The organism is Pseudomonas sp. GW822-FHT02E03, assembly GCF_058802325.1.
In genome coordinates, this window is the sequence record NZ_JBXAOA010000022.1 from 65,251 (window position 1) to 86,903 (window position 21,653).

Genomic DNA, 21,653 nt, shown 5'->3' on the forward strand with positions numbered 1-21,653 from the left:
TTTCTGTCTCGAATCCTACTGCACTCTTTATCCCACTTCTTCCAGCGCCTGGGCCAGCGGCACATAAAACTCTTCGAACAGTGCATTCACCGCATCGCGAGATTGATCCGTGACAAAACCGGCCTCCAGCACCAGCACCTGATACACGCCTCGTTTGATGGCCTGTTCGCTCAGATGGTTGGAATTTTCCCGCGTAGTGCACAGAAAACGCACCCACGAGGTGAGAATGATCCAGGCATTGAGGGTCAGGGATTCGATCTGAACCTTGTCCATGCACAGAATGCCAGCCTCGACGAAACCCGCGTAGATGTGTGTGCCCTGGATCAGGCAGCGCTGGGAAAAACGCCGGTAACGGGCAGCCAGTTCAGGATCGCTGTCGAGCAAATGCTCGAGGTCGCGATGCAGGAAGCGGTATTGCCACATGGCGGCGAGCAGTTCCTTGAGGTAGAAGCGCTTGTCTTCGACTGTCGCTGCGCGGCCCTGGGGCGGGCGCAGGAAGCTGTCCACCAGGTTTTCGTACTCACTGAACAACACGGCGATGATCGCCTGCTTGTTGGGGAAGTGGTAGTACAGGTTGCCCGGGGAAATTTCCATGTGGGCAGCAATGTGGTTGGTGCTGATACTGCGCTCGCCCTGTTGATTGAACAGCTCCAGGCTGTTCTGCACGATGCGCTCGCTGGTTTTGATCCGAGGGGCCATGGCTTGAGCTTTAATTCAGAGTGCGATGAGGGGCATCTTACGACCTATCCGCGCATGGATAAAACAAAGCTGTGCCAGAGTGCCATTTGACTTTCTAGAGCATAGACTCTAGAAAGTCCCTCATTACAATAAATCCGGAGCCGACCATGCCTGCAGACATTGCCTACCTGAAGAACCTGCAGCAGCCTCTGGACGAACTCCAAGCCCTGTTCGACGCTCAGCGCGCGGCGTATGCCGCCAACCCGATGCCACCCGCAGCTCAGCGCCAGCAATGGCTAAAGGCGTTGAAGGACCTGCTGAGCAATGAGCGCCAGGCCCTGATCAATGCGATCAGCCAGGATTTCAGCCACCGCAGCGCCGATGAAACCCTGCTCGCCGAACTGATGCCCAGCCTGCACGGCATTCACTACGCCAGCCGGCACCTCAAAGACTGGATGAAAACCTCGCGACGCAAAGTCGGCCTCGCCTTTCAACCGGCGTCAGCCAAGGTCGTTTATCAGCCGTTAGGCGTGGTTGGGGTGATCGTGCCGTGGAACTACCCGCTTTACCTGGCCATCGGGCCGCTGGTGGGTGCGCTATCGGCAGGCAACCGGGTGATGCTCAAACTCAGCGAATCGACCCCCGCCACCGGTTTGCTGCTCAAGGAATTGCTGGGTCGAATTTTTCCCCAGGACCTGGTCTGCGTGGTGCTGGGTGAGGCCGATATCGGTGTGGCGTTCTCGCGGCTGCGTTTTGATCATTTATTGTTCACCGGCGCCACCAGCGTCGGCAAACACGTGATGCGCGCGGCGGCCGAGAATCTGACGCCGGTGACCCTCGAACTGGGCGGCAAGTCCCCGGCCATCGTTTCCCGCGATGTGCCGCTCAAGGACGCCGCCGAACGCATCGCTTTCGGCAAGACCCTCAACGCCGGGCAAACCTGTGTCGCCCCGGACTACGTGCTGGTGCCGGAAGACCGCGTCGGCTCTTTCGTCGAAGCCTATCGCCAGGCGGTTCGCGGGTTTTATCCGACGCTGGCCGACAACCCGGACTACACCGCCATCATCAACGACCGGCAGTTGGCGCGGCTCAATGGCTACCTCAGCGACGCCACCAGCAAGGGCGCGCTGCTGATTCCGCTGTTCGATCAGGGCCAGGGCCGGCGCATGAGCCAGAGCCTGTTGCTCAATGTCAGCGACGACATGACAGTGATGCAGGACGAAATCTTCGGCCCGTTGCTGCCAATCGTGCCATACAAGGATCTCGATGAAGCGTTTGCCTACATCAACCAACGCCCTCGCCCGCTGGCGCTGTATTACTTCGGCTACGACAAGCGCGAGCAAAACCGCGTCCTCCACGAAACCCATTCCGGCGGTGTTTGCCTCAATGACACCTTGCTGCACGTTGCTCAGGACGACATGCCGTTTGGCGGCATCGGTGCCTCGGGCATGGGCCACTACCACGGCCACGAGGGCTTCCTGACCTTCAGCAAGGCCAAAGGCGTGCTGATCAAACAGCGCTTCAATGCGGCGAAACTGATCTATCCGCCGTACGGTAAATCCATTCAGAAACTGATCCAGAAGCTGTTTATCCGCTAACGATCATCACCGCCGGGTAATAACAATAATGAGCCCAAGCCTGTCCGACACACCCGCGCTGTCACGGCGCGGCCTGCTTAAATTCAGCCTCGGCGCCAGCGCTTTTCTAGCCACGGCCGGATTAGGCGCGAGCCTCAGCGGCTGCTCGTCGAATACGCCGGCCATCGGTTTCGCGATTCTGCGCAGCGGCGACCTGCTGTTTCTGCGGGCAGTGATTCCAGTGATGCTCGATGGCGCCGTGACCATCGAAAAAATGCCGGCCGCCGTCGCCGAGACCTTGCACTGCCTGGATAACGGCCTGAATCACCTGTCGCCGGAAATGCTCAAACTGACCCGACAATTGTTCGATGTGTTGGGGATGGCCGTGACTCGCGGGCCACTGACCGGAATCTGGGGTAGCTGGGAAAACGCCAGCAGCGAACAGATCCGGCACTTTCTCGACCGTTGGGAAAACAGCTCGTTGAGCCTGCTGCGCATGGGCCACAGCTCGTTGCTGCAAATGGTGATGATGGCGTGGTACAGCCGGGCGGAGTCGTGGGCGCATTGCGGGTATCCCGGGCCGCCTACGGTTTGAAATCGTGGCGACCCTATCGCGGGCAAGCCACGCTCCCACAGGTTTGAGGTCGCCCACCCTTTTGTGAACGACTCAAACCCTGTGGGAGCGTGGCTTGCCCGCGAAGACGTCAGCCGCCTCACCACAGAATCCAAAATAATAAGAGAACCCGAACATGCCCGAACCCGATCCGTTCCGCGAAGGCCTGGCCCGTGGCTGGAAAACCTACAACGGCGCCCGCCTGACCCAGGACCTGACCCTCGAAGCGGACGTGGCAATCATCGGCAGCGGTGCCGGCGGCGGGACCACCGCCGAAATCCTCAGCACCGCCGGCTACAAGGTATTGCTGATCGAAGAAGGCCCGCTCAAGACCAGCAGCGACTTCAAGATGCTCGAAGACCAGGCCTACACCAGCCTCTATCAGGAAGGCATCGGGCGCATGAGCAAGGATGGCGCAATTACCATCCTCCAGGGGCGGGCGGTGGGCGGCACCACGCTGATCAACTGGACCTCAAGCTTTCGCACCCCGGACCCGACGCTGGAACACTGGGCCAAAGAGCACGACGTCAAAGGCCACACGCCGGCCGAGATGGCGCCCTGGTTCGAGAAAATGGAACAACGCCTGGGTGTCGCCCCTTGGATGGTGCCGCCCAACGCCAACAATGACGTCATCCGCAAAGGCTGCGAAAAACTCGGCTACGCCTGGCATGTGATTCCGCGCAACGTGCGCGGTTGCTGGAACATCGGCTACTGCGGCATGGGTTGCCCGACCAACGCCAAGCAATCGATGCTGGTCACGACCATCCCGGCGACCCTGGAAAAAGGTGGCGAGCTGCTCTATCTGGCCCGGGCAGAAAAGCTGTCGATCAAAGACGGCAGGGTTACGGGGCTGCAATGTGTGGCGATGGATGAGCGTTGCGTTGCGCCCACCGGACGCACGATTACGGTCAAGGCGCGGCATTACGTACTGGCCGGCGGCGGGATCAACAGCCCGGCGCTGCTGTTGCGCTCAGAGGCGCCGGATCCTCACGAGCGGCTGGGCAAACGGACTTTCCTGCACCTGGTAAACATGTCCGCCGGGCTGTTTGATGAGGTGATCAACCCGTTTTACGGCGCGCCGCAGTCGATCTATTCCGACCATTTCCAGTGGCAAGATGGCACCACTGGCAAGATGTCCTACAAACTTGAAGTTCCACCGCTGCATCCGGCGCTGGCCAGCACGTTACTCGGTGGTTTTGGCACGCAAAGCGCCCGGCATATGGAAAACCTGCCGCACACCCACGCCATGCTGGCGTTGCTGCGGGATGGTTTTCACCCGGACAGCCCTGGCGGCAGTGTTGAATTGCGCGGTGACGGCACACCGGTGCTCGACTATCAGGTTTCACCCTACGCCTGGGACGGGTTGCGCCGGGCTTTCCACAGCATGGCCGAGATCCAGTTCGCCGGTGGCGCCAACGCCGTGATGCCGATGCACGCCGACGCTCGTTACGTGAAAACCCTCGCTCAAGCGCGCACGCTGATTGATGATCTGAGCCTTGAGTTGTATCGCACGCGCCTGGGCAGTGCCCATGTGATGGGCGGTTGTGCCATGGGTGAAGACCCGAAAAATGCCGTGACCGACAGCCTCGGCCAACATCACCAACTCGCCAATCTGTCGATTCATGATGGCTCGCTTTTCCCCACCAGCATTGGGGCAAATCCCCAATTGTCGGTCTACGGACTGACGGCACAATTGGCGACTTCGCTGGCTGAACGTTTGAAAAACCCATGAAAACGCGGAATATTCCCATCGTCTATAGTGCTTTCTTACCCAACAGGCGACTTGGCCGACCGGGAAGGCTGCGATACCATCCGACTCCCCAACGGACTCCCGCCAGGACGACGCGATGAACCGAGTGTTGTACCCAGGTACCTTCGACCCTATTACCAAGGGCCATGGCGATCTGGTCGAACGCGCCTCGCGCCTGTTCGATCACGTGATCATCGCCGTCGCCGCCAGCCCGAAAAAAAACCCGCTGTTCCCCCTGGAACAACGTGTGGAGCTGGCCCGCGAGGTCACTAAACATCTGCCGAACGTTGAAGTCGTCGGTTTCTCGACGCTGCTCGCGCACTTCGCCAAAGAGAAGAACGCCAACGTATTCCTGCGTGGTTTGCGCGCGGTATCGGACTTCGAATACGAATTCCAGCTGGCCAACATGAACCGCCAACTGGCACCGGATGTGGAAAGCCTGTTTCTTACGCCGTCCGAGCGTTATTCGTTCATTTCCTCGACGCTGGTTCGTGAAATCGCAGCCCTGGGCGGCGATATCACCAAGTTCGTCCACCCGGCGGTGGCCGACGCCCTCACCCTACGCTTTAAAAAGTAGGAGCTGCCGAAGGCTGCGATCTTTTACGGCTACCGCAATCTTCGAACGCTGCACTTGATCGCGCCCGCGTGCACTGCGGGCGCCAATGCGGCACAATTGTGCGCATTGATTTATTGCGCCCGGGCCTGCTGCCCTGGCTGGAGTTAGCATGTCCCTGATCATCACCGACGATTGCATCAACTGCGACGTCTGCGAACCCGAGTGCCCGAACGCCGCCATTTCCCAGGGCGAAGAGATCTACGTGATCGACCCGAACCTGTGCACACAATGTGTCGGCCACTACGACGAGCCGCAGTGCCAGCAGGTCTGCCCGGTGGATTGCATCCCGCTGGACGAGGCTCATCCGGAGACTGAAGAACAGTTGATGGAGAAGTACCGCAAGATTACCGGTAAGGCTTGAGTCATCCGGCGCCTGTCAGGGCGCCTTCGCGGGCAAGCCTCGCTCCTACAGGTCCGCGTCGTCCCACCGATGGCACTCTGTAGGAGCGAGGCTTGCCCGCGAAGCTCTTAGAAGTCACTCCCGCTGCTCAAACCCCTCCCCGATACACCCCAGGCACCGCACAAATGCGGCTTTCGCCGGATCGACCACCAACGCCTGTCCCGCATCGCCAATGCCGCCGCCCAGTGCGGTAAACGGCAACGACAGCACAAATGCCCCGGCACCGATAACCGTCGCCGCCACCAACAAAGGTCGAGCAATCAGCAAGTCGCCAAGCATGGCGTAGGCCGGTGGGTTCTGGATGGTGTAGCGCGGATCGCCGCTGCCGTTCTCAGCCGCCAGCGCGGACGCGCCGACGCTCAGCAGCAGCGCAACAACAAGGGTTCGAAACGGATTCATGGCACGGTCCTTCGGCTAGGCAGTGAGAACACTGACTATAGACCGTAGCCGGTATCAGCTCTGGCAACGCGGACAAAAGACGCTGGCGCGCTGCCCAAGCTTGACTTCCCGCAGCCCTGTGCCACAGACCTTGCAGTGTTCACCACCACGGCCGTACACGAATAGTTCCTGCTGGAAATAACCCGGTTGACCGTCGCCGCCGATAAAGTCCCGCAATGTGGTGCCCCCGCGCTCAATGGCGAGGGCAAGGATGCGCTTGATCTCGATCGCCAGCTTCAAATAGCGCGCCCGGGAAATGCTCTTGGCTTCACGGCGCGGGTCGATGCCGGCGGCAAACAAAGCTTCGGTCGCGTAGATATTGCCGACTCCGACCACCACTGCGTTGTCCATGATGAACGGTTTTACCGCCATGGAACGCCCGCGGGATTGCTGGAACAGCCGCTCGCCGTCAAATAGATCGGTCAACGGCTCCGGCCCGAGGCGAATCAGCAGTTCATGGTTCAGCGGATCCAGGCTCCAGAGCATCGCGCCAAACCGTCGCGGGTCGGTGTAGCGCAGGGCCAGGCCCGATTCCAGTTCAATATCCACATGCTCATGCTTGGCCGCCGGCAGGCCGACTTCCACCAGCCGCAGATTCCCCGACATCCCCAAATGACTGATCAGCGTGCCGACTTCGGCGTTGATCAGCAGGTACTTGGCGCGCCGTTCCACCAGCACGATGCGCTGACCGGACAGCCGCACATCCAGGTCTTCGGGGATCGGCCAGCGCAGACGGCGCTCACGCACGATCACCCGGCTGACGCGCTGGCCCTCCAGGTGCGGTGCAATCCCGCGGCGGGTGGTTTCGACTTCCGGCAGTTCAGGCATGGGGCTCTCGAATCAGGCGAGGTTCGACACTCAACGCGTGGCGAGGTCGCGAATCTCTTGTTTCTGGGTTTCGAAATCGTATTCCGATAGGCCGATGTAATCGAGCACAAGAGGCCCGACACTGTTCCATTCGTGGTCTTCGGACTGGTTGCCCAGTACCCGGAAGGAGGCGCAAATGTGTTCGGCCATCTTCAGGATCGCCAGCAAGTTTTTCAGCGGCGTGTTGCGTGACGATTCATCGCTGAAAATGGCCAGGGCGTTGTGATGGTTGGCAATGGCCTGGGTGACATGTTCCGGCAGGCGCCAGGACTTGGCGGTGTAATACCCGACCACGGCGTGGTTGGTGTTGTATTTTTTGTTCTCGGTATCCACCACCCGGCATTCGGCACTGGCATTGGCATAGGCCTGTTCCAGCACTTTCATGTAGTCGGGGAATTTCTTGATCATCAACGGGATGCCGCAATCGTGGAACAGACCCAGCGCATAGGCTTCATCACCGGCCTGGACACCGACACGCTTGGCCAGGGTCAGGCACGTCATCGCCACGTCCTGCGCCGTATCCCAGAAACGGTTGAGTGTAACGATGGCATCATCGTTCAGCTCGCCCTTGATCGACTGCGCATTGATCAGGTTGATGATCGAGCGGCTGCCCAACAGATTCACTGCCCGCTGGATCGCGGTGATCTTGTTACTCAAGCCGTAGTACGGCGAATTGACGATTTTCAGCAAGGCGCCGGACAGGCCTGGGTCCTGGGAGATCAGCTTCGCGATCACTTCCAGATCCGGGTCGGGCATGTACTGCTCCATCTGCAGATCCACCATGATCTGCGGCTGGGGCGGCACACTGATGCCTTGCAAGGACTGTTGAATCTGTTCGGTCGTCAACTCTTGGGACATAAGTACACACTCCGGGTCAGGCGGGGATTCTAACCCTTAAAAAGATGGATCCGACACCTTTGGCCGGCACATCGCTTGAAGTTTCATCAGCAAATGCTCAGGCCCTCTCCCGGGTACAAAGCAACCTCCTGTGGCGAGGGAGCTTGCTCCCGTCCGGCTGCGAAGCAGTCGCAAATCCAGCGAATGCGGTTTGCCCGAGTGCACTGCAACTACCGCTTATGGGACGGCTTCGCCATCCAGCGGGAGCAAGCTCCCTCGCCACATGTCCACTCGCCGGCCTATCCGGGATCTCAACACGCTATACTCCCGCTCTTTTTTCCGGAGCGACGTCATGTCCCTGCCTAGCCTGCGCCTCAAAGCCAACGCCGACCGTCGTCTGCGAAACGGCCACCTGTGGGTCTACAGCAACGAAATCGATGTAGCCGCTACGCCTTTGCACGGTTTCAAGGCCGGCGACCAGGCGACCCTCGAAGCCGCCAGCGGCAAGCCGCTGGGCATCGTTGCCATGAGCCCGAACAACCTGATCTGCGCCCGTCTGCTGTCGCGCGACATCAAGTTGCCGCTCGACAAGTCGCTGCTGGTGCATCGCCTGAACGTTGCCCTGTCCCTGCGCGATCGCCTGTTCGACAAGCCGTTCTATCGCCTGGTCTACGGCGACTCCGACCTGCTGCCAGGCCTGGTGGTCGACCGTTTCGGCGACATCCTGGTCGTCCAGATCGCCTCGGCGACCATGGAAGCTCACAAAGACGACGTGATCGCGGCACTGACCCAAGTGCTCAAGCCAAGCGGCATTCTGTTCAAGAACGACTCCGCTGCCCGTGATGCCGAAGGCCTCAACCGCTACGTCGAAACCGTATTCGGCCTGGTACCGGAGTGGGTCGCGCTGGAAGAGAACGGCGTGAAATTCGAAGCGCCAGTCATCCAGGGACAGAAAACCGGCTGGTTCTACGACCACCGCATGAACCGTGCGCGTCTGGCCCCTTATGCCAAAGGCAAGCGCGTACTCGACCTGTACAGCTACATCGGCGGCTGGGGCGTTCAAGCGGCTGCCTTCGGCGCCAGTGAAGTGTTCTGCGTCGATGCTTCGGCCTTCGCCCTCGACGGCGTCGAGCGCAATGCCGCACTGAACGGCGTCGCCGAAAAAATGACCTGCATCGAAGGCGACGTGTTCGAAGCCCTGAAGGAACTGAAAGCCAGCGAAGAGCGTTTCGACGTCATCGTGGCCGACCCTCCTGCCTTCATCAAACGCAAGAAAGACATGAAAAACGGTGAAGGCGCCTACCGTCGCCTGAATGAGCAAGCCATGCGCCTGCTTAGCAAGGACGGCATCCTGGTCAGCGCTTCGTGCTCGATGCACCTGCCGGAAGACGATCTGCAGAACATCCTGCTGACCAGCGCCCGTCACCTGGACCGCAACATCCAGATGCTGGAGCGCGGTGGTCAGGGCCCGGATCACCCGGTACACCCAGCGATTGCCGAGACTCGCTACATCAAGAGCATCACCTGCCGTCTGCTGCCAAACAGCTGAGTACGCTGGTTTGACGGGGAGCCAACAGGCTCTCCGTCAGCCGTTTCAACGCCACACCATCCACTCTTCAGCCTCTGTTTCTTACTCTTGCAGTCCTACTGACTTGCAGGACGTTTCCCTGCATCCTTTATTTAAAAGAATATAACTTACAAACTTGCCCCTGCCGCCAGATCGCTCCGACAAAATTACTAGAATCTTCCTACTTAATATCCCCTTGATAAGGGCTCATTACAGCCTATGATTGAGTTGTCACCGCGAAGTGACACTCACTATCAATGACAAGGAGTCAAAAACATGAAAGCAATTACTCTGGAAACAAACAAAATCGCTAACCTGGCTTTTCTGGTTGCGCCAAAAACCCGCTAAGTAAATGAAACGCTGGGGAGTGCCGGCTACCCAGCGTTTTCTATAGCTATGTCCAGAGCGAACCGTCCATCATGCAGATAAACCCATACTTGTTCATACTTCCTCGTACGCCCGGCCAAATAGTCTGGGATTACAAAAACCATAAACAATTTGAACTTAACCTGGAATACTCAACCCGGCTTGTACAACTTATCAATGACCCCAAACTGTATGACGACAGCAACAGAGTAGACACTCAACTTCTGAACTCAGGAATATTGACCCATTCAAAACAAGACACTATTGAATGGGGCTGGGATGAACTGTCGAAGATATTCCATATCGGCACCAAGAACATTCCCTGCGAACATGTCCCTCAGAACATTCATGAATGGTCGAGGCACTATCTGGACCATTGCACCGAAGTACTGGCCGCAGCCGCGCCGGGCACCAGGCTCAAAGAACACCAAGCGCGCGAGCTGATTGCCCTGCCAAAACCCTCCTGCCTGCCGGAGAACTCCCTTGCCAACGTCCTGACCGGCCGAAAAACCTGCCGCACCTTCACGGATGAAGCGGTTTCGCTAGAAGATGTCGGCACACTGCTTTACCTGTCCCTGGGCTACTTGCATGAACGCGAAAATGACGTCGACGAAACCATTGTCGAAGGTCTCGGTGCCCGACGCAGCAGCCCGTCCGGCGGCGGGCTGAATGCCTGCGAAGGCTTTCTTCATGTACAAAACGTCAGCGGCCTGAAACCCGGGCTCTACGCCTATCACCCCGTCGACCATGCACTGAGCTTCATCAACCCGACACCTGACTCGCCCCTGGGGCAGTTGCTGTGTGGCCAACATTTCATCAATAACCTGCCGGTGGGTCTGTTCATTACCGCTCGCTTCGACAAGTTGTGGTGGAAATATGAACACTCACGAGCCTACCGAATGGCCTTCGTGGAGGCGGGGCATATTTCCCAGACCTTTCAACTGGTGGCCACTGCACTGGGGCTGAACACATGGCTGACAGGAGCTCTGACGGACAATCAGGTCGAAACATTGCTGGGGCTTGAGAACAATCCAGAACAACCCTTGTTTTTTGTTGGCTGTGGCCACAGCGACGGACAAGTGATGTGCAAGGAATTGAAGGATCTGCTGAGCAGTCGGGAGCCGCAACAATGACCGCCCCCATCATTGCGCCGGTAGATCGCCCCCTTTCCTGGGCGCGGCGTTTCACCCTCGGTGACTGGAATACCCGCGCGTCGGTGCGAACCAGCGAGCACGACTATCTATTGCCGCCAGACCTGGAACAACAATTGGAAACACGCCACTGGTTTCCTCCGGCCTTCCTCGCGTACCTGAAGCACCCGGCTATCGAAGCGCTGGGCCAAACCGTCATCCATCGGCTGTCGGCCAATCATCTGGTGTATTTCCTCGACTACACCACCTTGCTCGAACACCGCATCGTCAACCGATCCGTGGAAACCATCATCCACGGTGAACTGAGGGCCTGCGTCCCCCCGCGGATGAAGACCGCCGCACTTCAGCTTTATACCGACGAGGGTTATCACGCACTGTTCTCCAACAGCCTTGCCGAGCAGGTTGCCGGGGTTTACGGGATCAGTCCGCGCCCGGTCATGCCTCACCGCATCACGCGGTTGAACACCTTGCTCGACCGCACACCTGAAAAAAACAGGGCACTGGCCTGGTTTCTCGTCGGGTTCGTGTCGGAGACGATCATTGCCAAGGATCTGCTCGACATCTGCCGTGACGACCTGGTGTCCAGCGTTCAGGCAATGCTCAGGGACCATCTCTCGGACGAGGCGCTTCACAGCCGCTATTTCTCTGAAGTGTTCCATTACCTGTGGTTGACCCTGAGCAGCCGTCAACGCACGTTCGCCAGCAGGCTGCTGCTGAACATCGTCCGGATTTTCTTCGAAGCCGATGAGCGATGGATGCGGGAAAGCCTGCGCAGCGCGGGTATCGACGAGACCGCCGTCACACAGATTCTCGGAGAACTGACTAGCCGCCAAGCCACCCTTCAGCGTGCACGATCCGGCAGTGGCGCGACGCTTGATGCTTTGAAAAAAGCCGGATTCTTCGCCCAGCCATACAACCAGCAGCTGTTCATGAAGGCAGGACTTATCGATGAATGAAGGACATTCTGCGGCAACCGCCAGACAGCGTCGGGGGGCAGTCAGCCTGTTGTTGGCGATGGTGCTGCTTGGCGTATTCCCGCTGGACGTCCTGCTTCCCTCGTTCCCTGCACTTACCGAACACTTTCGCAGCACGCCCGCCGACATTGCGCTGTCGATCAGTCTGTTTGCCGGCGGTATAGCAGCTTCTCAACTGCTGATCGGGCCGCTGTCGGATGTGATCGGACGCAAAAGGTTGTTGCTCGCCGGAATCACCGTTTCGATGCTGGGGGCGGTGGGCTGCGTGCTGACCACGGACTATGTCCATTTCCTGCTGCTGCGTGTCATTCAGGCGCTCGGCTGCGGGTGTTTCGTGCTGTCACAAGCACTGATTCAGGATCTGTTCGAGGGTGAGGAACGTGACCGGTTGCGGATCCTGATGGTCACCGCCACCGGCATTTTCATCTCGGTCTCGCCGTTGGCCGGTACATTCCTGCAAGCCACGCTGGGCTGGCAGGGCAGCTTCTGGGTGTTTACCGCACTGGCCGGCGTGGTACTGCTCAAAGCCTGGCTGTTTCTCGACAATACCCGCCCGGCAGCAACCCGCGCGCGGCCGAATATCCTCCAGTCCTACAGTGGGGTCCTGCGTGATGCCGACTTCCTGCCCTACTGGTTGATTTCAGGCTTTGCTTTCGCCTGCCATTTCTCATTCATCGTTATTTCGCCGCTGATCTTCATGGAGCAACTCCAGTTATCGGCCTATGACTACTCGCTGATCCTGCTGGTATACGGCGGCGCCTACATCGTCGGCGGCATGGCTGCGATTGTGCTGGGCAAACGCATCAGTCCCCGTCATCAGATCATCAGCGGGCTGAGCCTGATCCTGCTGTCCGGCCTCATCATGCTTTACCTTTCAAACCACGTTGCACTGTCATCGGTCACCGTCCTGGTACCGATGCTCATCTGCACCGCCGGCACCACCATTGCCCGACCGGCCGCCACCTCAAAAGCCATGAGCCTGTTCCCTGAAAGTGCGGGAACCTCGGCGTCGGCCGGCAGCACGGTGATTTTCATTTGCGGCGGGTTGATCAGTGCGCTCATCAGCTTGGGGCCGGCCAACCTGCAATCCACCCTTGGATACAGCTTCGTCATCCTGAGCAGCATGGCGCTGGCGCTCAACAGTCGTATCAATCAACGAGCCAAAAGCCCAAGAGCCAGTCCAAGCGTCGAATAACCCCGCCGATCGTCACCCCACACGCTTCATCGGCGCTGGATCAACGTTTTCCGGCATTCCCTCCTGACGCCAGCGGTGTAGAATCGCGAGATTCATCGCCATTCATCCCCCGGCGGGTTTATGAGCTCAAGCTGAAGCGCGCGGCGATCCCGCAAAGTTATCGGCAACTTCCGGACACACGGCCATTTCTGAGTGTTCCAGACGTCAATAGAAGCTCACTTCCCCTTTTGATACCTGATTAGCCGCCCGGAGTGCTTCATGCCTGATTACCGCTCGAAAACATCCACCCACGGCCGCAACATGGCCGGTGCCCGCGCACTGTGGCGCGCCACGGGGATGAAAGATGACGACTTCAAGAAGCCGATCATCGCCATTGCCAACTCCTTTACCCAGTTCGTACCGGGCCATGTGCACCTCAAGGACCTGGGGCAACTGGTCGCTCGCGAAATCGAACGGGCCGGGGGCGTCGCCAAAGAATTCAACACCATCGCCGTGGACGACGGCATCGCCATGGGCCACGACGGCATGCTCTATTCGCTGCCGAGCCGCGAGATCATTGCCGACTCCGTCGAATACATGGTCAACGCTCACTGCGCCGATGCCATCGTCTGCATTTCCAACTGCGACAAGATCACCCCCGGCATGCTGATGGCCTCCTTGCGCCTGAACATCCCTGTGATCTTCGTGTCCGGTGGCCCGATGGAAGCCGGCAAGACCAAACTGGCCAGCCACGGTCTCGACCTGGTCGATGCCATGGTGATCGCCGCCGACTCCAGCGCCTCCGACGAGAAAGTCGCCGAGTACGAGCGTAGCGCCTGCCCGACCTGCGGTTCGTGCTCCGGCATGTTCACCGCCAACTCGATGAACTGCCTGGTTGAAGCCCTGGGCCTGGCATTGCCGGGCAACGGTTCGACACTGGCCACCCACAGCGACCGCGAACAGCTGTTCCTGCAGGCCGGCCGCACCATCGTCGAGCTGTGCAAGCGTTACTATGGCGAGAACGATGAGTCGGTGTTGCCACGCAACATCGCCAACTTCAAGGCGTTCGAAAACGCCATGACCCTGGATATCGCCATGGGCGGTTCCACCAACACCATCCTGCACTTGCTGGCCGCGGCCCAGGAAGCCGAGATCGATTTCGACCTGCGCGACATCGACCGTCTCTCCCGCCATGTACCGCAACTGTGCAAGGTCGCGCCGAACATCCAGAAGTACCACATGGAAGACGTGCACCGTGCCGGCGGGATCTTCAGCATCCTCGGCTCCCTGGCCCGTGGCGGTCTGTTGCACACCGACCTGCCGACCGTGCACAGCAAGAGCATGGCTGAAGGCATCGCCAAGTGGGACATCACCCAGACCACCGACGAAGCCGTGCATCACTTCTTCAAGGCCGGCCCGGCGGGCATCCCGACGCAAACCGCGTTCAGCCAGTCGACCCGTTGGGAAACCCTGGACGACGACCGTGAAAACGGCTGCATTCGCAGTGTCGAACACGCTTACTCGAAAGAAGGCGGCCTGGCCGTTCTGTACGGCAACATCGCTCTGGACGGCTGCGTGGTGAAAACCGCCGGCGTCGACGAGTCGATCCACGTCTTCGAAGGCAACGCGAAGATCTTCGAAAGCCAGGACAGCGCCGTACGCGGCATCCTCGCCGACGAAGTGAAGGCCGGCGACATTGTGATCATTCGTTACGAAGGCCCGAAAGGCGGCCCGGGCATGCAGGAAATGCTGTACCCGACGTCTTACCTGAAATCCAAAGGCCTGGGCAAAGCCTGCGCCCTGCTCACCGACGGCCGCTTCTCTGGCGGCACTTCGGGCCTGTCCATCGGCCACGCATCGCCAGAAGCCGCTGCCGGCGGCGCGATTGGTCTGGTGCAGGATGGCGACAAGGTGCTGATCGACATTCCGAACCGCTCGATCAACCTGTTGATCAGCGATGAAGAAATGGCCGCCCGCCGTGCCGAGCAGGACAAGAAAGGCTGGAAACCGGTGGAAGTGCGTCCACGTAAAGTGACCACGGCGCTCAAAGCCTATGCCCTGTTGGCCACCAGCGCCGACAAGGGTGCGGTACGTAACAAGGCGATGCTCGACGGGTTGTAATACTTAACCGTCGAACAAAAAAATGCCCCGCCAAGTGCGGGGCATTTTTTGATCGTTCCCACGCTCCCGCGTGGGAATGCCTCAAGGGACGCTCTGCGTCCAGTGACGCGGAGCGTCACGGGCTGCATTCCCACGCAGAGCGTGGGAACGATCAATGGTGAATGTTATGGCCCCATCGCGGGCAAGCCCGCTCCCACAGGGATCTTCGGTGTTCATACAATCTACTTATCACCACAGCTCCTGTGGGAGCGAGGCTTGCCCGCGATGGGCGCAACCCGGTCCTACTGAATCTCTTCAGGCTTGACGATCACCCAGTTCTTGTCCGCCGTCACCGCCAACCCTTCTTTCGCCTGGGCTGCTGCGTTTTTGGCCATCATGCCGTTAATCTGGGTCATGTATTTGTCTTTGCGGTTGACCCACAAATGGATACCGCCCTTGGACACGTCGACGCTGTGGAACAGCATGTAGCCATCGCTGGTCGGGGTATCGCCGCCCACCAGGACCGGTTTTTTCCATTCATCGATGTAGGTCAGAATCGCCGCCTGTTTGCCGGCCATCCAGGTTGCTGGAGTCCACAGGTATGGCGTCAGCTCGAGGCCCAGGTTGGCCTTCTCGTCATACTTGCCCGCGGTGACCTGCTTGCGCGCGGTGGTCAACTCGCCGGTCTTGCGGTCCTTGAGCAACAGGCTCACGCCGATCACGTTCTGCGGTTTGACGTTGTAGCCGTACTTCGGATCGGAGGCGACCATGCGCACCAGTTCTTCGGAGGCGGCGGTCATCACGTAGACCTCGATGCCGTTCTCCATCAGCTTGGTGTAGAGCTCTTTCTGACCGGTGAAGATTTTCGGTGGATTGACATCGATGGTCTTGACAACGTCGCCATCGTAATAGGTGCCAGGCACCGGTTTGCCTGACGCCATCAGCTCGTCGACGTTGGTCTTGAGTTCCTGAAGGGTGAAGCCGGAAAACACTTGGGCGACCCATGGATAGCAAACCATGTCGTCTAATTCGCAGAGGCGATAGTAGTAGCTGAACAGGCTTTCCTTGTGGTCGGCGGTGTCCTTGAACGGCATCAGTTTCAGGGAGGGATCAAGGCTCTCGCGAGTGATCAGGCCCTTGTTTTCCATGAACGGAAGCAACGATTCTTCAAGGTCGTAGCGGTAACTGGTGTTGTCCATGTCGAACACCGCAAAGTTACCTTTGTTGGCATTGGCCGCGATCATCGCGTCCAGCGCCTTGGCCTGATCGGCTGGCCAATGCTTCAAATCTGTGGCGAAGACCTGGCCGGCAAGGCCCAGTCCCAAACTCAGTGCGGCAGCCAGAAATTTCGGTGCGAGCTTCATCTGCGTTTCTCCCTGATTTAAAGATATCGACGCTAACAAATCCGTATGACAGTCCCCGCCTGCCCGCGACCGCTTGCATCCTGATTCCGCCAACTGCATTCCTCACAGCGGCATCGGCTTATTCCAAAAACGACAGTCAACCGCTGTTTTTGATATTAAATCATTACATATCAAGCTGTTAGGCTTGCCGGTTCGCAGTCACACACGAAGGTGGCTGGCACAAGTCTATGGAGCTTCTATGAATCTGCCGCTGATCCTCAATCTGCTGGTGTTCCTCGCCTTGCTCTTTGGCCTGGCACAAACCCGTCATACCACGTGGAGCCTGGCCAAAAAGGTTCTGCTCGCGCTGGTACTGGGCGTGGCATTTGGTGTCGCTCTGCACACAACTTATGGTGCGGGCAACCCGGTATTGAAAGCCTCGATCAGTTGGTTCGATCTGGTGGGCAACGGTTACGTGCAGTTGCTGCAAATGATCGTGATCCCACTGGTGTTCGCCTCGATCCTCAGCGCCGTGGCGCGCCTGCACAACGCTTCGTCGCTGGGCAAAATCAGTTTCCTGACCATCGGCACGCTGCTGTTCACCACCGCCATCGCGGCGCTGATCGGCATCGGCCTGACCAACCTGTTCGGCCTCACCGCCGAAGGCCTGGTCGCCGGCACCCAGGAAATGGCTCGCCTGCAAACCATTCAGAGCGATTACGCGGGCAAGGTTGCCGACCTGAACGTGCCACAGCTACTGCTGTCGTTCATCCCACAGAACCCGTTCGCCGATTTGGCTCGCGCCAAGCCGACATCGATCATCAGCGTGGTGATCTTCGCGGCATTTCTTGGGGTCGCCGCACTGCAACTGCTCAAGGATGATGTCGAGAAAGGTCAGAAAGTGATCAACGCCATCGACACCCTGCAAGCCTGGGTGATGCGCTTGGTGCGTCTGGTGATGAAGCTGACCCCGTACGGCGTATTGGCGCTGATGACCAAAGTGGTCGCCGGCTCCAACCTGCAAGACATCATCAAGCTCGGCAGTTTTGTAGTGGTGTCCTACATCGGCCTGGGCTTGATGTTTGTGGTGCATGGCGTGCTGGTGTCGGTGGCCGGGATCAACCCGCTGCGCTTCTTCCGCAAGATCTGGCCGGTGCTGACGTTTGCCTTCACCAGCCGGTCCAGCGCCGCCACCATTCCGCTGAGCATCGAAGCCCAGACCAGCCGCTTGGGTATTCCACAGTCCATTGCCAGTTTCGCCGCCTCGTTCGGCGCGACCATTGGCCAGAACGGCTGTGCCGGTCTGTACCCGGCAATGCTGGCGGTGATGGTCGCGCCGACCGTGGGCATCAACCCGCTGGACCCGCTGTGGATCGCGACGTTGGTGGCGATTGTGACGCTGAGTTCGGCCGGTGTGGCCGGGGTTGGTGGCGGCGCGACCTTCGCCGCATTGATCGTGCTGCCGGCCATGGGTTTGCCGGTATCACTGGTGGCGTTGCTGATTTCGGTTGAGCCGTTGATTGATATGGGTCGTACGGCGTTGAACGTGAGTGGTTCGATCACGGCGGGTGCGATTACCAGCCAGATGATGCAGCAGACCGATAAAGAGCTGCTGGATGCGGATGAGCATTCGGAGTTGGCTCACGCTTAACCCGTACGGATCGTTCCCACGCTCCCGCGTGGGAATGCCTCAAGGGACGCTCCGCGTCCAGTGACGCGGAGCGTCACGGGCTGCATTCCCACGCAGAGCGTGGGAACGATCTACGTGCGCTCCCACACCTCAAAGCTGTAAGCCGGCTTGTCGCCTTCCGCCGGATTCGGAACATTCGACACCAGTTTCCACTGGTTCAAATCAAACTCCGGAAACCACGCATCCCCTTGCGGGCTCAGCGCCACGCGGGTCAGGTACAGCCGATCAGCCTGTGCCAACCCTTGCGCATACAACTGCGCCCCGCCAATCAGCATCACCTCATCGACGCCCTGCTCGTGCGCCCATTGCTGCGCCCGAGCGACGGCAGCCTCCAGCGACGGATAAACCTCCGCGCCTTCCAGCTGCAGATCCGCCTGACGACTGACCACGATGTTCAACCGCCCCGGCAGCGGACGACCGAGGGAATCCCAGGTCTTGCGACCCATGATGATCGGCTTGCCAAGGGTGGTAGCCTTGAAGTATTTGAAGTCCCCCGGCAAGTGCCAGGGCATGCTGTTGTCGACGCCGATCACACGGTTTTCACCGAGGGCTGCGATCAGGCTGAGGGGGAGTGATTTAGTCATGTCGGCGAGGATACCAGAGCCTCCCTTACCCCGATAAGCGTCACAGCGGTTATGCTCACCGCTCAATTAAGCGACGGGAAGCCGCGTGACTGAACTGACACCCCTGCAAAACCTCTGGCTGAGTGAAACCATACGTCTGCGTGAAGAACACGCAGGCCCGCTGGACGATCTGGAAGCCAATCGAATCGCCCGAAGCGCCGGCGGCGACCTGCCGACGCGCATTCAACGCCGTGCCCTGTGGCTGGCCGAGCGCGACGGACAGACTCGCGCCCTCAAACATTGGTTGCAAGGCGCGCGACTGGCGCTGATCGTGCTGGCCGTTCTGGCCGTGATCAGCGGCGCCGGCCTGGCGTTTGCCGCGCTGGGCGATGGCCAGACCCCGGTCAATGTGTTCTGGGCGTTGGGCAGTCTGCTCGGGCTGAATCTGATTTTATTGCTGAGCTGGGCCTTGGGCCTGGTGTTCGCCGGTGAACAAGGCGCCGCCCTCGGACGCTTATGGCTGTGGCTCAGTGAAAAACTCGCCCGCGATGCCAACGCCGCACAACTGGCGCCGGCCCTGCTGCTGTTGCTGCAACGGCAGAAACTCAATCGTTGGGCGCTGGGTGTGCTGGTCAACGGGTTGTGGTTGCTGGCGATGCTCAGCGCTTTGGTGATGGTGCTGACGCTGATGGCGACCCGGCGTTACGGCTTCGTCTGGGAAACCACCATTCTCGGCGGCGACACCTTCGTCGCCATGACCCAAGCCCTCGGCGCCCTGCCGGCCTTGCTCGGTTTCAGTGTGCCCAGCGCGGAAATGATCCGCGCCAGCGGCGATGCCGCGCTGAACATCGAAAGCGCCCGCCAGGCCTGGGCGGCGTGGCTGGTTGGGGTGCTGCTTGTGTACGGCGTTTTGCCGCGATTGCTGCTCGCATTGTTCTGCCTGTGGCGCTGGAAAACCGGTCAAGCAGCCCTGCATCTGAATTTGAACCTGCCCGGCTACGCCCAACTGCGCGAACGGCTGATGCCCACCAGCGAACGCCTGGGCATCAGCGACGCCGCGCCAGAACAACTTCATCGGGTTGAAAAAACTGCCAGCGACCTGCAAAGCGATGGCGCGCTGTTAGTGGCCATCGAGCTGGACGATCAACGCCCCTGGCCGCCGCAACTGCCGAAAAACGTCAACAACGCCGGCGTACTCGACAGCCGTGAATCCCGGCACAAATTGCTCGAACAGTTGAGTCGTTTTCCCCCGGCCCGGCTGGCCATCGCCTGCGATCCACGGCGCTCGCCGGACCGTGGCAGTCTGGCGCTGATTGCCGAACTGTCTCGCAGCGCTACCGCCACCCGTGTGTGGTTGCTGCAAGCTCCGCCTGGCGAAGCGCTGGATGCCGAACGCCTGGGCGACTGGCATGTTGCGCTACAACAATTGGACCTGCCGTTCGCCGATTGCGCGCCGTTGAACTGGCTGGAGACGGGTCATGACTGATGCCTGGAAACAGCCGTTGAAGCTCGCCGTGGTCGGCCATACCAACGTCGGCAAAACCTCATTGCTGCGAACGCTGACGCGCGACGTCGGCTTCGGCGAAGTGTCCCATCGTCCCAGCACCACACGTCACGTCGAAGGCGCGCGCTTGTCGGTAGACGGCGAGCCGTTACTCGATCTGTTCGACACGCCGGGTCTGGAAGACGCCATCGCCCTGCTCGACTACCTCGAGCGTCTGGAACGGCCCGGCGAACGTCTCGACGGCCCGGCACGACTGGCGCGTTTTCTGGACAGCAGCGAAGCCCGACAGCGTTTCGAACAGGAAGCCAAGGTGCTGCGGCAACTGCTCGCCTCGGACGCCGGCCTCTATGTGATCGACGCCCGGGAGCCGGTGCTGGCCAAGTACCGCGACGAACTGGAAGTGTTGGCCAGTTGCGGCAAACCGCTGCTGCCGGTGCTGAATTTTGTCAGCAGCGCCCAGCATCGCGAACCTGATTGGCGCGAAGCCCTGGCGCGTCTCGGCTTGCATGCGTTGGTGCGTTTCGACAGCGTCGCGCCACCGGAAGATGGCGAACGTCGACTCTATGAAAGCCTGGCGCTGCTGCTGGAAAACTCCCGCGAACAACTGGAGCGTTTGATCGCCGACCAGCAGGCCCAACGCCTGGCCCGTCAGCAGAGTGCAGCGCGGCTGATTGCCGATTTATTGATCGATTGCGCCGCCTGCCGCCGCAGTGTGGTCAGCGAGGTGGAGCAGGAACAGCAAGCGATCAGCGAACTGCGCAAAGCAGTGCGTCAGCGCGAACAACGCTGCGTCGAGGCCTTGCTCAAGCTCTATGCCTTCCGCCCGCAAGATGCGGCGGCCAGTGACTTGCCGCTGCTCGATGGCCGCTGGGGCGATGATCTGTTCAACCCGGAAACCCTGAAGCAGCTCGGTGTGCGGGTCGGCGGCGGCATCGCGGCTGGCGCGGCGGCCGGGGCCGGGGTCGATCTGCTGGTGGGCGGCCTGACCCTCGGCGCCGCGGCACTGGCCGGAGCGATTGCCGGCGGCGCCCTGCAAACTGCCCGCAGTTACGGCAGCCGCCTGCTGGGCAAGATCAAAGGACAGCGAGAACTGACCGTCGACGACGGCGTGCTACGGCTGTTGGCGCTGCGTCAGCGGCAATTGCTACAAGCGCTGAATTCCCGTGGCCACGCAGCGATGGACAGCATTCAGGTCGCCACGCCGCAGGACAAAACCTGGCGCGAAGGCAAACTGCCCGAAGCGCTGAACAAGGCCCGGGCGCATCCGCAGTGGTCGTCGCTCAATCCTCATTCGAAGTTGAGTCAGGGGGAGCGCCAAGAGCAGGTTGAGGTGTTGGCGCAGCAACTTTAAAGACCCGCAATCTGCGGTGTCAGCTCTGGCCTCATCGCGGGCAAGCCCGCTCCCACAGGAATCTTCGGTGTTCATGCAATATCTGTATCACCCG

At 59.8% G+C, this 21,653-nt stretch carries 19 protein-coding genes; 13 read left to right on the forward strand and 6 right to left on the reverse strand.

The features are described 5' to 3' along the window. Positions 1 to 27: 27 nt before the first annotated feature. Complete coding sequence (locus AC1RQB_RS17690) at positions 28 to 699, reverse strand: TetR/AcrR family transcriptional regulator (protein WP_008068078.1); 672 nt, start codon at positions 697 to 699, stop codon at positions 28 to 30. A 146-nt stretch (positions 700 to 845) separates the two neighbouring features. Between AC1RQB_RS17690 and AC1RQB_RS17695 the strand changes: the two genes are divergently transcribed. From AC1RQB_RS17695 to AC1RQB_RS17715, 5 genes are all read left to right on the forward strand, one after another. Then, positions 846 to 2,276, forward strand: a complete 1,431-nt coding sequence (locus AC1RQB_RS17695) for a coniferyl aldehyde dehydrogenase (protein WP_063342245.1) — start codon at positions 846 to 848, stop codon at positions 2,274 to 2,276. Between the two features lie 28 nt (positions 2,277 to 2,304). Further along, on the forward strand, positions 2,305 to 2,850 hold the full coding sequence (locus tag AC1RQB_RS17700; protein ID WP_063342244.1) for a hypothetical protein: 546 nt from the start codon (positions 2,305 to 2,307) through the stop codon (positions 2,848 to 2,850). 154 nt (positions 2,851 to 3,004) lie between these two features. Beyond that, positions 3,005 to 4,600 carry a GMC family oxidoreductase gene (locus AC1RQB_RS17705; protein ID WP_063342243.1) on the forward strand — a complete coding sequence of 532 codons (1,596 nt, stop codon included), beginning with the start codon at positions 3,005 to 3,007 and terminating at the stop codon, positions 4,598 to 4,600. A 115-nt stretch (positions 4,601 to 4,715) separates the two neighbouring features. Then, positions 4,716 to 5,195, forward strand: a complete 480-nt coding sequence (gene coaD, locus AC1RQB_RS17710) for a pantetheine-phosphate adenylyltransferase (protein ID WP_007897855.1) — start codon at positions 4,716 to 4,718, stop codon at positions 5,193 to 5,195. A gap of 148 nt (positions 5,196 to 5,343) precedes the next feature. Continuing rightward, positions 5,344 to 5,595, forward strand: a complete 252-nt coding sequence (locus tag AC1RQB_RS17715) for a YfhL family 4Fe-4S dicluster ferredoxin (RefSeq protein ID WP_003195146.1) — start codon at positions 5,344 to 5,346, stop codon at positions 5,593 to 5,595. Between the two features lie 114 nt (positions 5,596 to 5,709). On the opposite strand, the gene AC1RQB_RS17720 is transcribed toward AC1RQB_RS17715, so the two are convergent. From AC1RQB_RS17720 to AC1RQB_RS17730, 3 genes are read right to left on the reverse strand one after another with little or no spacing between them, the layout of a single operon-like run. Further along, positions 5,710 to 6,033 carry a hypothetical protein gene (locus AC1RQB_RS17720; protein ID WP_008068070.1) on the reverse strand — a complete coding sequence of 108 codons (324 nt, stop codon included), beginning with the start codon at positions 6,031 to 6,033 and terminating at the stop codon, positions 5,710 to 5,712. Positions 6,034 to 6,087: 54 nt separating this feature from the next. Further along, positions 6,088 to 6,900, reverse strand: coding sequence for a bifunctional DNA-formamidopyrimidine glycosylase/DNA-(apurinic or apyrimidinic site) lyase (gene mutM, locus AC1RQB_RS17725; RefSeq protein WP_008068069.1), 813 nt, complete (start codon positions 6,898 to 6,900; stop codon positions 6,088 to 6,090). A 30-nt stretch (positions 6,901 to 6,930) separates the two neighbouring features. Beyond that, positions 6,931 to 7,743, reverse strand: coding sequence for an HDOD domain-containing protein (locus AC1RQB_RS17730; RefSeq protein ID WP_198537230.1), 813 nt, complete (start codon positions 7,741 to 7,743; stop codon positions 6,931 to 6,933). Positions 7,744 to 8,128: 385 nt separating this feature from the next. On the opposite strand from AC1RQB_RS17730, the gene AC1RQB_RS17735 reads away from it, so the two are divergent. From AC1RQB_RS17735 to ilvD, 5 genes are all read left to right on the forward strand, one after another. Continuing rightward, positions 8,129 to 9,325: a class I SAM-dependent rRNA methyltransferase gene (locus AC1RQB_RS17735; protein WP_063342241.1), complete on the forward strand. Its 1,197-nt coding sequence runs from the start codon at positions 8,129 to 8,131 to the stop codon at positions 9,323 to 9,325. A 437-nt stretch (positions 9,326 to 9,762) separates the two neighbouring features. Beyond that, entirely contained in the window at positions 9,763 to 10,842 is a 1,080-nt protein-coding gene (locus AC1RQB_RS17740) for a SagB family peptide dehydrogenase (RefSeq protein WP_063342240.1), read from the forward strand. Next, the gene (locus AC1RQB_RS17745) at positions 10,839 to 11,816 is read left to right on the forward strand and encodes a diiron oxygenase (RefSeq protein ID WP_063342239.1); all 978 of its coding nucleotides are present in this window, start codon (positions 10,839 to 10,841) and stop codon (positions 11,814 to 11,816) included. The genes AC1RQB_RS17740 and AC1RQB_RS17745 overlap by 4 nt, the downstream gene beginning before the upstream one ends. Next, a complete protein-coding gene (locus tag AC1RQB_RS17750; protein ID WP_063342238.1) occupies positions 11,809 to 13,029 on the forward strand; it encodes an MFS transporter in 1,221 nt (406 codons plus the stop codon). The genes AC1RQB_RS17745 and AC1RQB_RS17750 overlap by 8 nt, the downstream gene beginning before the upstream one ends. A gap of 258 nt (positions 13,030 to 13,287) precedes the next feature. Beyond that, entirely contained in the window at positions 13,288 to 15,129 is a 1,842-nt protein-coding gene (gene ilvD / locus AC1RQB_RS17755) for a dihydroxy-acid dehydratase (protein WP_063342237.1), read from the forward strand. Positions 15,130 to 15,410: 281 nt separating this feature from the next. Here ilvD and AC1RQB_RS17760 read toward each other — a convergent pair whose 3' ends face one another. Then, the gene (locus tag AC1RQB_RS17760; RefSeq protein WP_063342236.1) at positions 15,411 to 16,472 is read right to left on the reverse strand and encodes an HAD family hydrolase; all 1,062 of its coding nucleotides are present in this window, start codon (positions 16,470 to 16,472) and stop codon (positions 15,411 to 15,413) included. 238 nt (positions 16,473 to 16,710) lie between these two features. Here AC1RQB_RS17760 and AC1RQB_RS17765 point away from each other — a divergent pair, with 238 nt between their 5' ends. Continuing rightward, positions 16,711 to 18,102 (forward strand): L-cystine transporter, encoded by a 1,392-nt coding sequence (locus AC1RQB_RS17765; protein WP_063342235.1) that lies wholly within the window; start codon positions 16,711 to 16,713, stop codon positions 18,100 to 18,102. A gap of 110 nt (positions 18,103 to 18,212) precedes the next feature. On the opposite strand, the gene AC1RQB_RS17770 is transcribed toward AC1RQB_RS17765, so the two are convergent. Next, the gene (locus AC1RQB_RS17770) at positions 18,213 to 18,725 is read right to left on the reverse strand and encodes a dihydrofolate reductase (RefSeq protein ID WP_063342234.1); all 513 of its coding nucleotides are present in this window, start codon (positions 18,723 to 18,725) and stop codon (positions 18,213 to 18,215) included. An 85-nt stretch (positions 18,726 to 18,810) separates the two neighbouring features. Between AC1RQB_RS17770 and AC1RQB_RS17775 the strand changes: the two genes are divergently transcribed. Together AC1RQB_RS17775 and AC1RQB_RS17780 are read left to right on the forward strand one after the other, a co-directional pair. Beyond that, a complete protein-coding gene (locus AC1RQB_RS17775) occupies positions 18,811 to 20,190 on the forward strand; it encodes a DUF2868 domain-containing protein (protein WP_063342233.1) in 1,380 nt (459 codons plus the stop codon). Next, positions 20,183 to 21,559 (forward strand): GTPase/DUF3482 domain-containing protein, encoded by a 1,377-nt coding sequence (locus tag AC1RQB_RS17780; protein ID WP_063342232.1) that lies wholly within the window; start codon positions 20,183 to 20,185, stop codon positions 21,557 to 21,559. Before AC1RQB_RS17775 ends, AC1RQB_RS17780 begins: the two co-directional genes overlap by 8 nt. Positions 21,560 to 21,653: the final 94 nt, after the last annotated feature.

Coding starts and splice junctions, on each gene's coding strand:
- AC1RQB_RS17690 (WP_008068078.1), bottom strand. CDS start 699: ATGGCCCCTCGGATCAAAACCAGCGAGCGCATCGTGCAGAACAGCCTG.
- AC1RQB_RS17695 (WP_063342245.1), top strand. CDS start 846: ATGCCTGCAGACATTGCCTACCTGAAGAACCTGCAGCAGCCTCTGGAC.
- AC1RQB_RS17700 (WP_063342244.1), top strand. CDS start 2,305: ATGAGCCCAAGCCTGTCCGACACACCCGCGCTGTCACGGCGCGGCCTG.
- AC1RQB_RS17705 (WP_063342243.1), top strand. CDS start 3,005: ATGCCCGAACCCGATCCGTTCCGCGAAGGCCTGGCCCGTGGCTGGAAA.
- coaD (WP_007897855.1), top strand. CDS start 4,716: ATGAACCGAGTGTTGTACCCAGGTACCTTCGACCCTATTACCAAGGGC.
- AC1RQB_RS17715 (WP_003195146.1), top strand. CDS start 5,344: ATGTCCCTGATCATCACCGACGATTGCATCAACTGCGACGTCTGCGAA.
- AC1RQB_RS17720 (WP_008068070.1), bottom strand. CDS start 6,033: ATGAATCCGTTTCGAACCCTTGTTGTTGCGCTGCTGCTGAGCGTCGGC.
- mutM (WP_008068069.1), bottom strand. CDS start 6,900: ATGCCTGAACTGCCGGAAGTCGAAACCACCCGCCGCGGGATTGCACCG.
- AC1RQB_RS17735 (WP_063342241.1), top strand. CDS start 8,129: ATGTCCCTGCCTAGCCTGCGCCTCAAAGCCAACGCCGACCGTCGTCTG.
- AC1RQB_RS17740 (WP_063342240.1), top strand. CDS start 9,763: ATGCAGATAAACCCATACTTGTTCATACTTCCTCGTACGCCCGGCCAA.
- AC1RQB_RS17745 (WP_063342239.1), top strand. CDS start 10,839: ATGACCGCCCCCATCATTGCGCCGGTAGATCGCCCCCTTTCCTGGGCG.
- AC1RQB_RS17750 (WP_063342238.1), top strand. CDS start 11,809: ATGAATGAAGGACATTCTGCGGCAACCGCCAGACAGCGTCGGGGGGCA.
- ilvD (WP_063342237.1), top strand. CDS start 13,288: ATGCCTGATTACCGCTCGAAAACATCCACCCACGGCCGCAACATGGCC.
- AC1RQB_RS17760 (WP_063342236.1), bottom strand. CDS start 16,472: ATGAAGCTCGCACCGAAATTTCTGGCTGCCGCACTGAGTTTGGGACTG.
- AC1RQB_RS17765 (WP_063342235.1), top strand. CDS start 16,711: ATGAATCTGCCGCTGATCCTCAATCTGCTGGTGTTCCTCGCCTTGCTC.
- AC1RQB_RS17770 (WP_063342234.1), bottom strand. CDS start 18,725: ATGACTAAATCACTCCCCCTCAGCCTGATCGCAGCCCTCGGTGAAAAC.
- AC1RQB_RS17780 (WP_063342232.1), top strand. CDS start 20,183: ATGACTGATGCCTGGAAACAGCCGTTGAAGCTCGCCGTGGTCGGCCAT.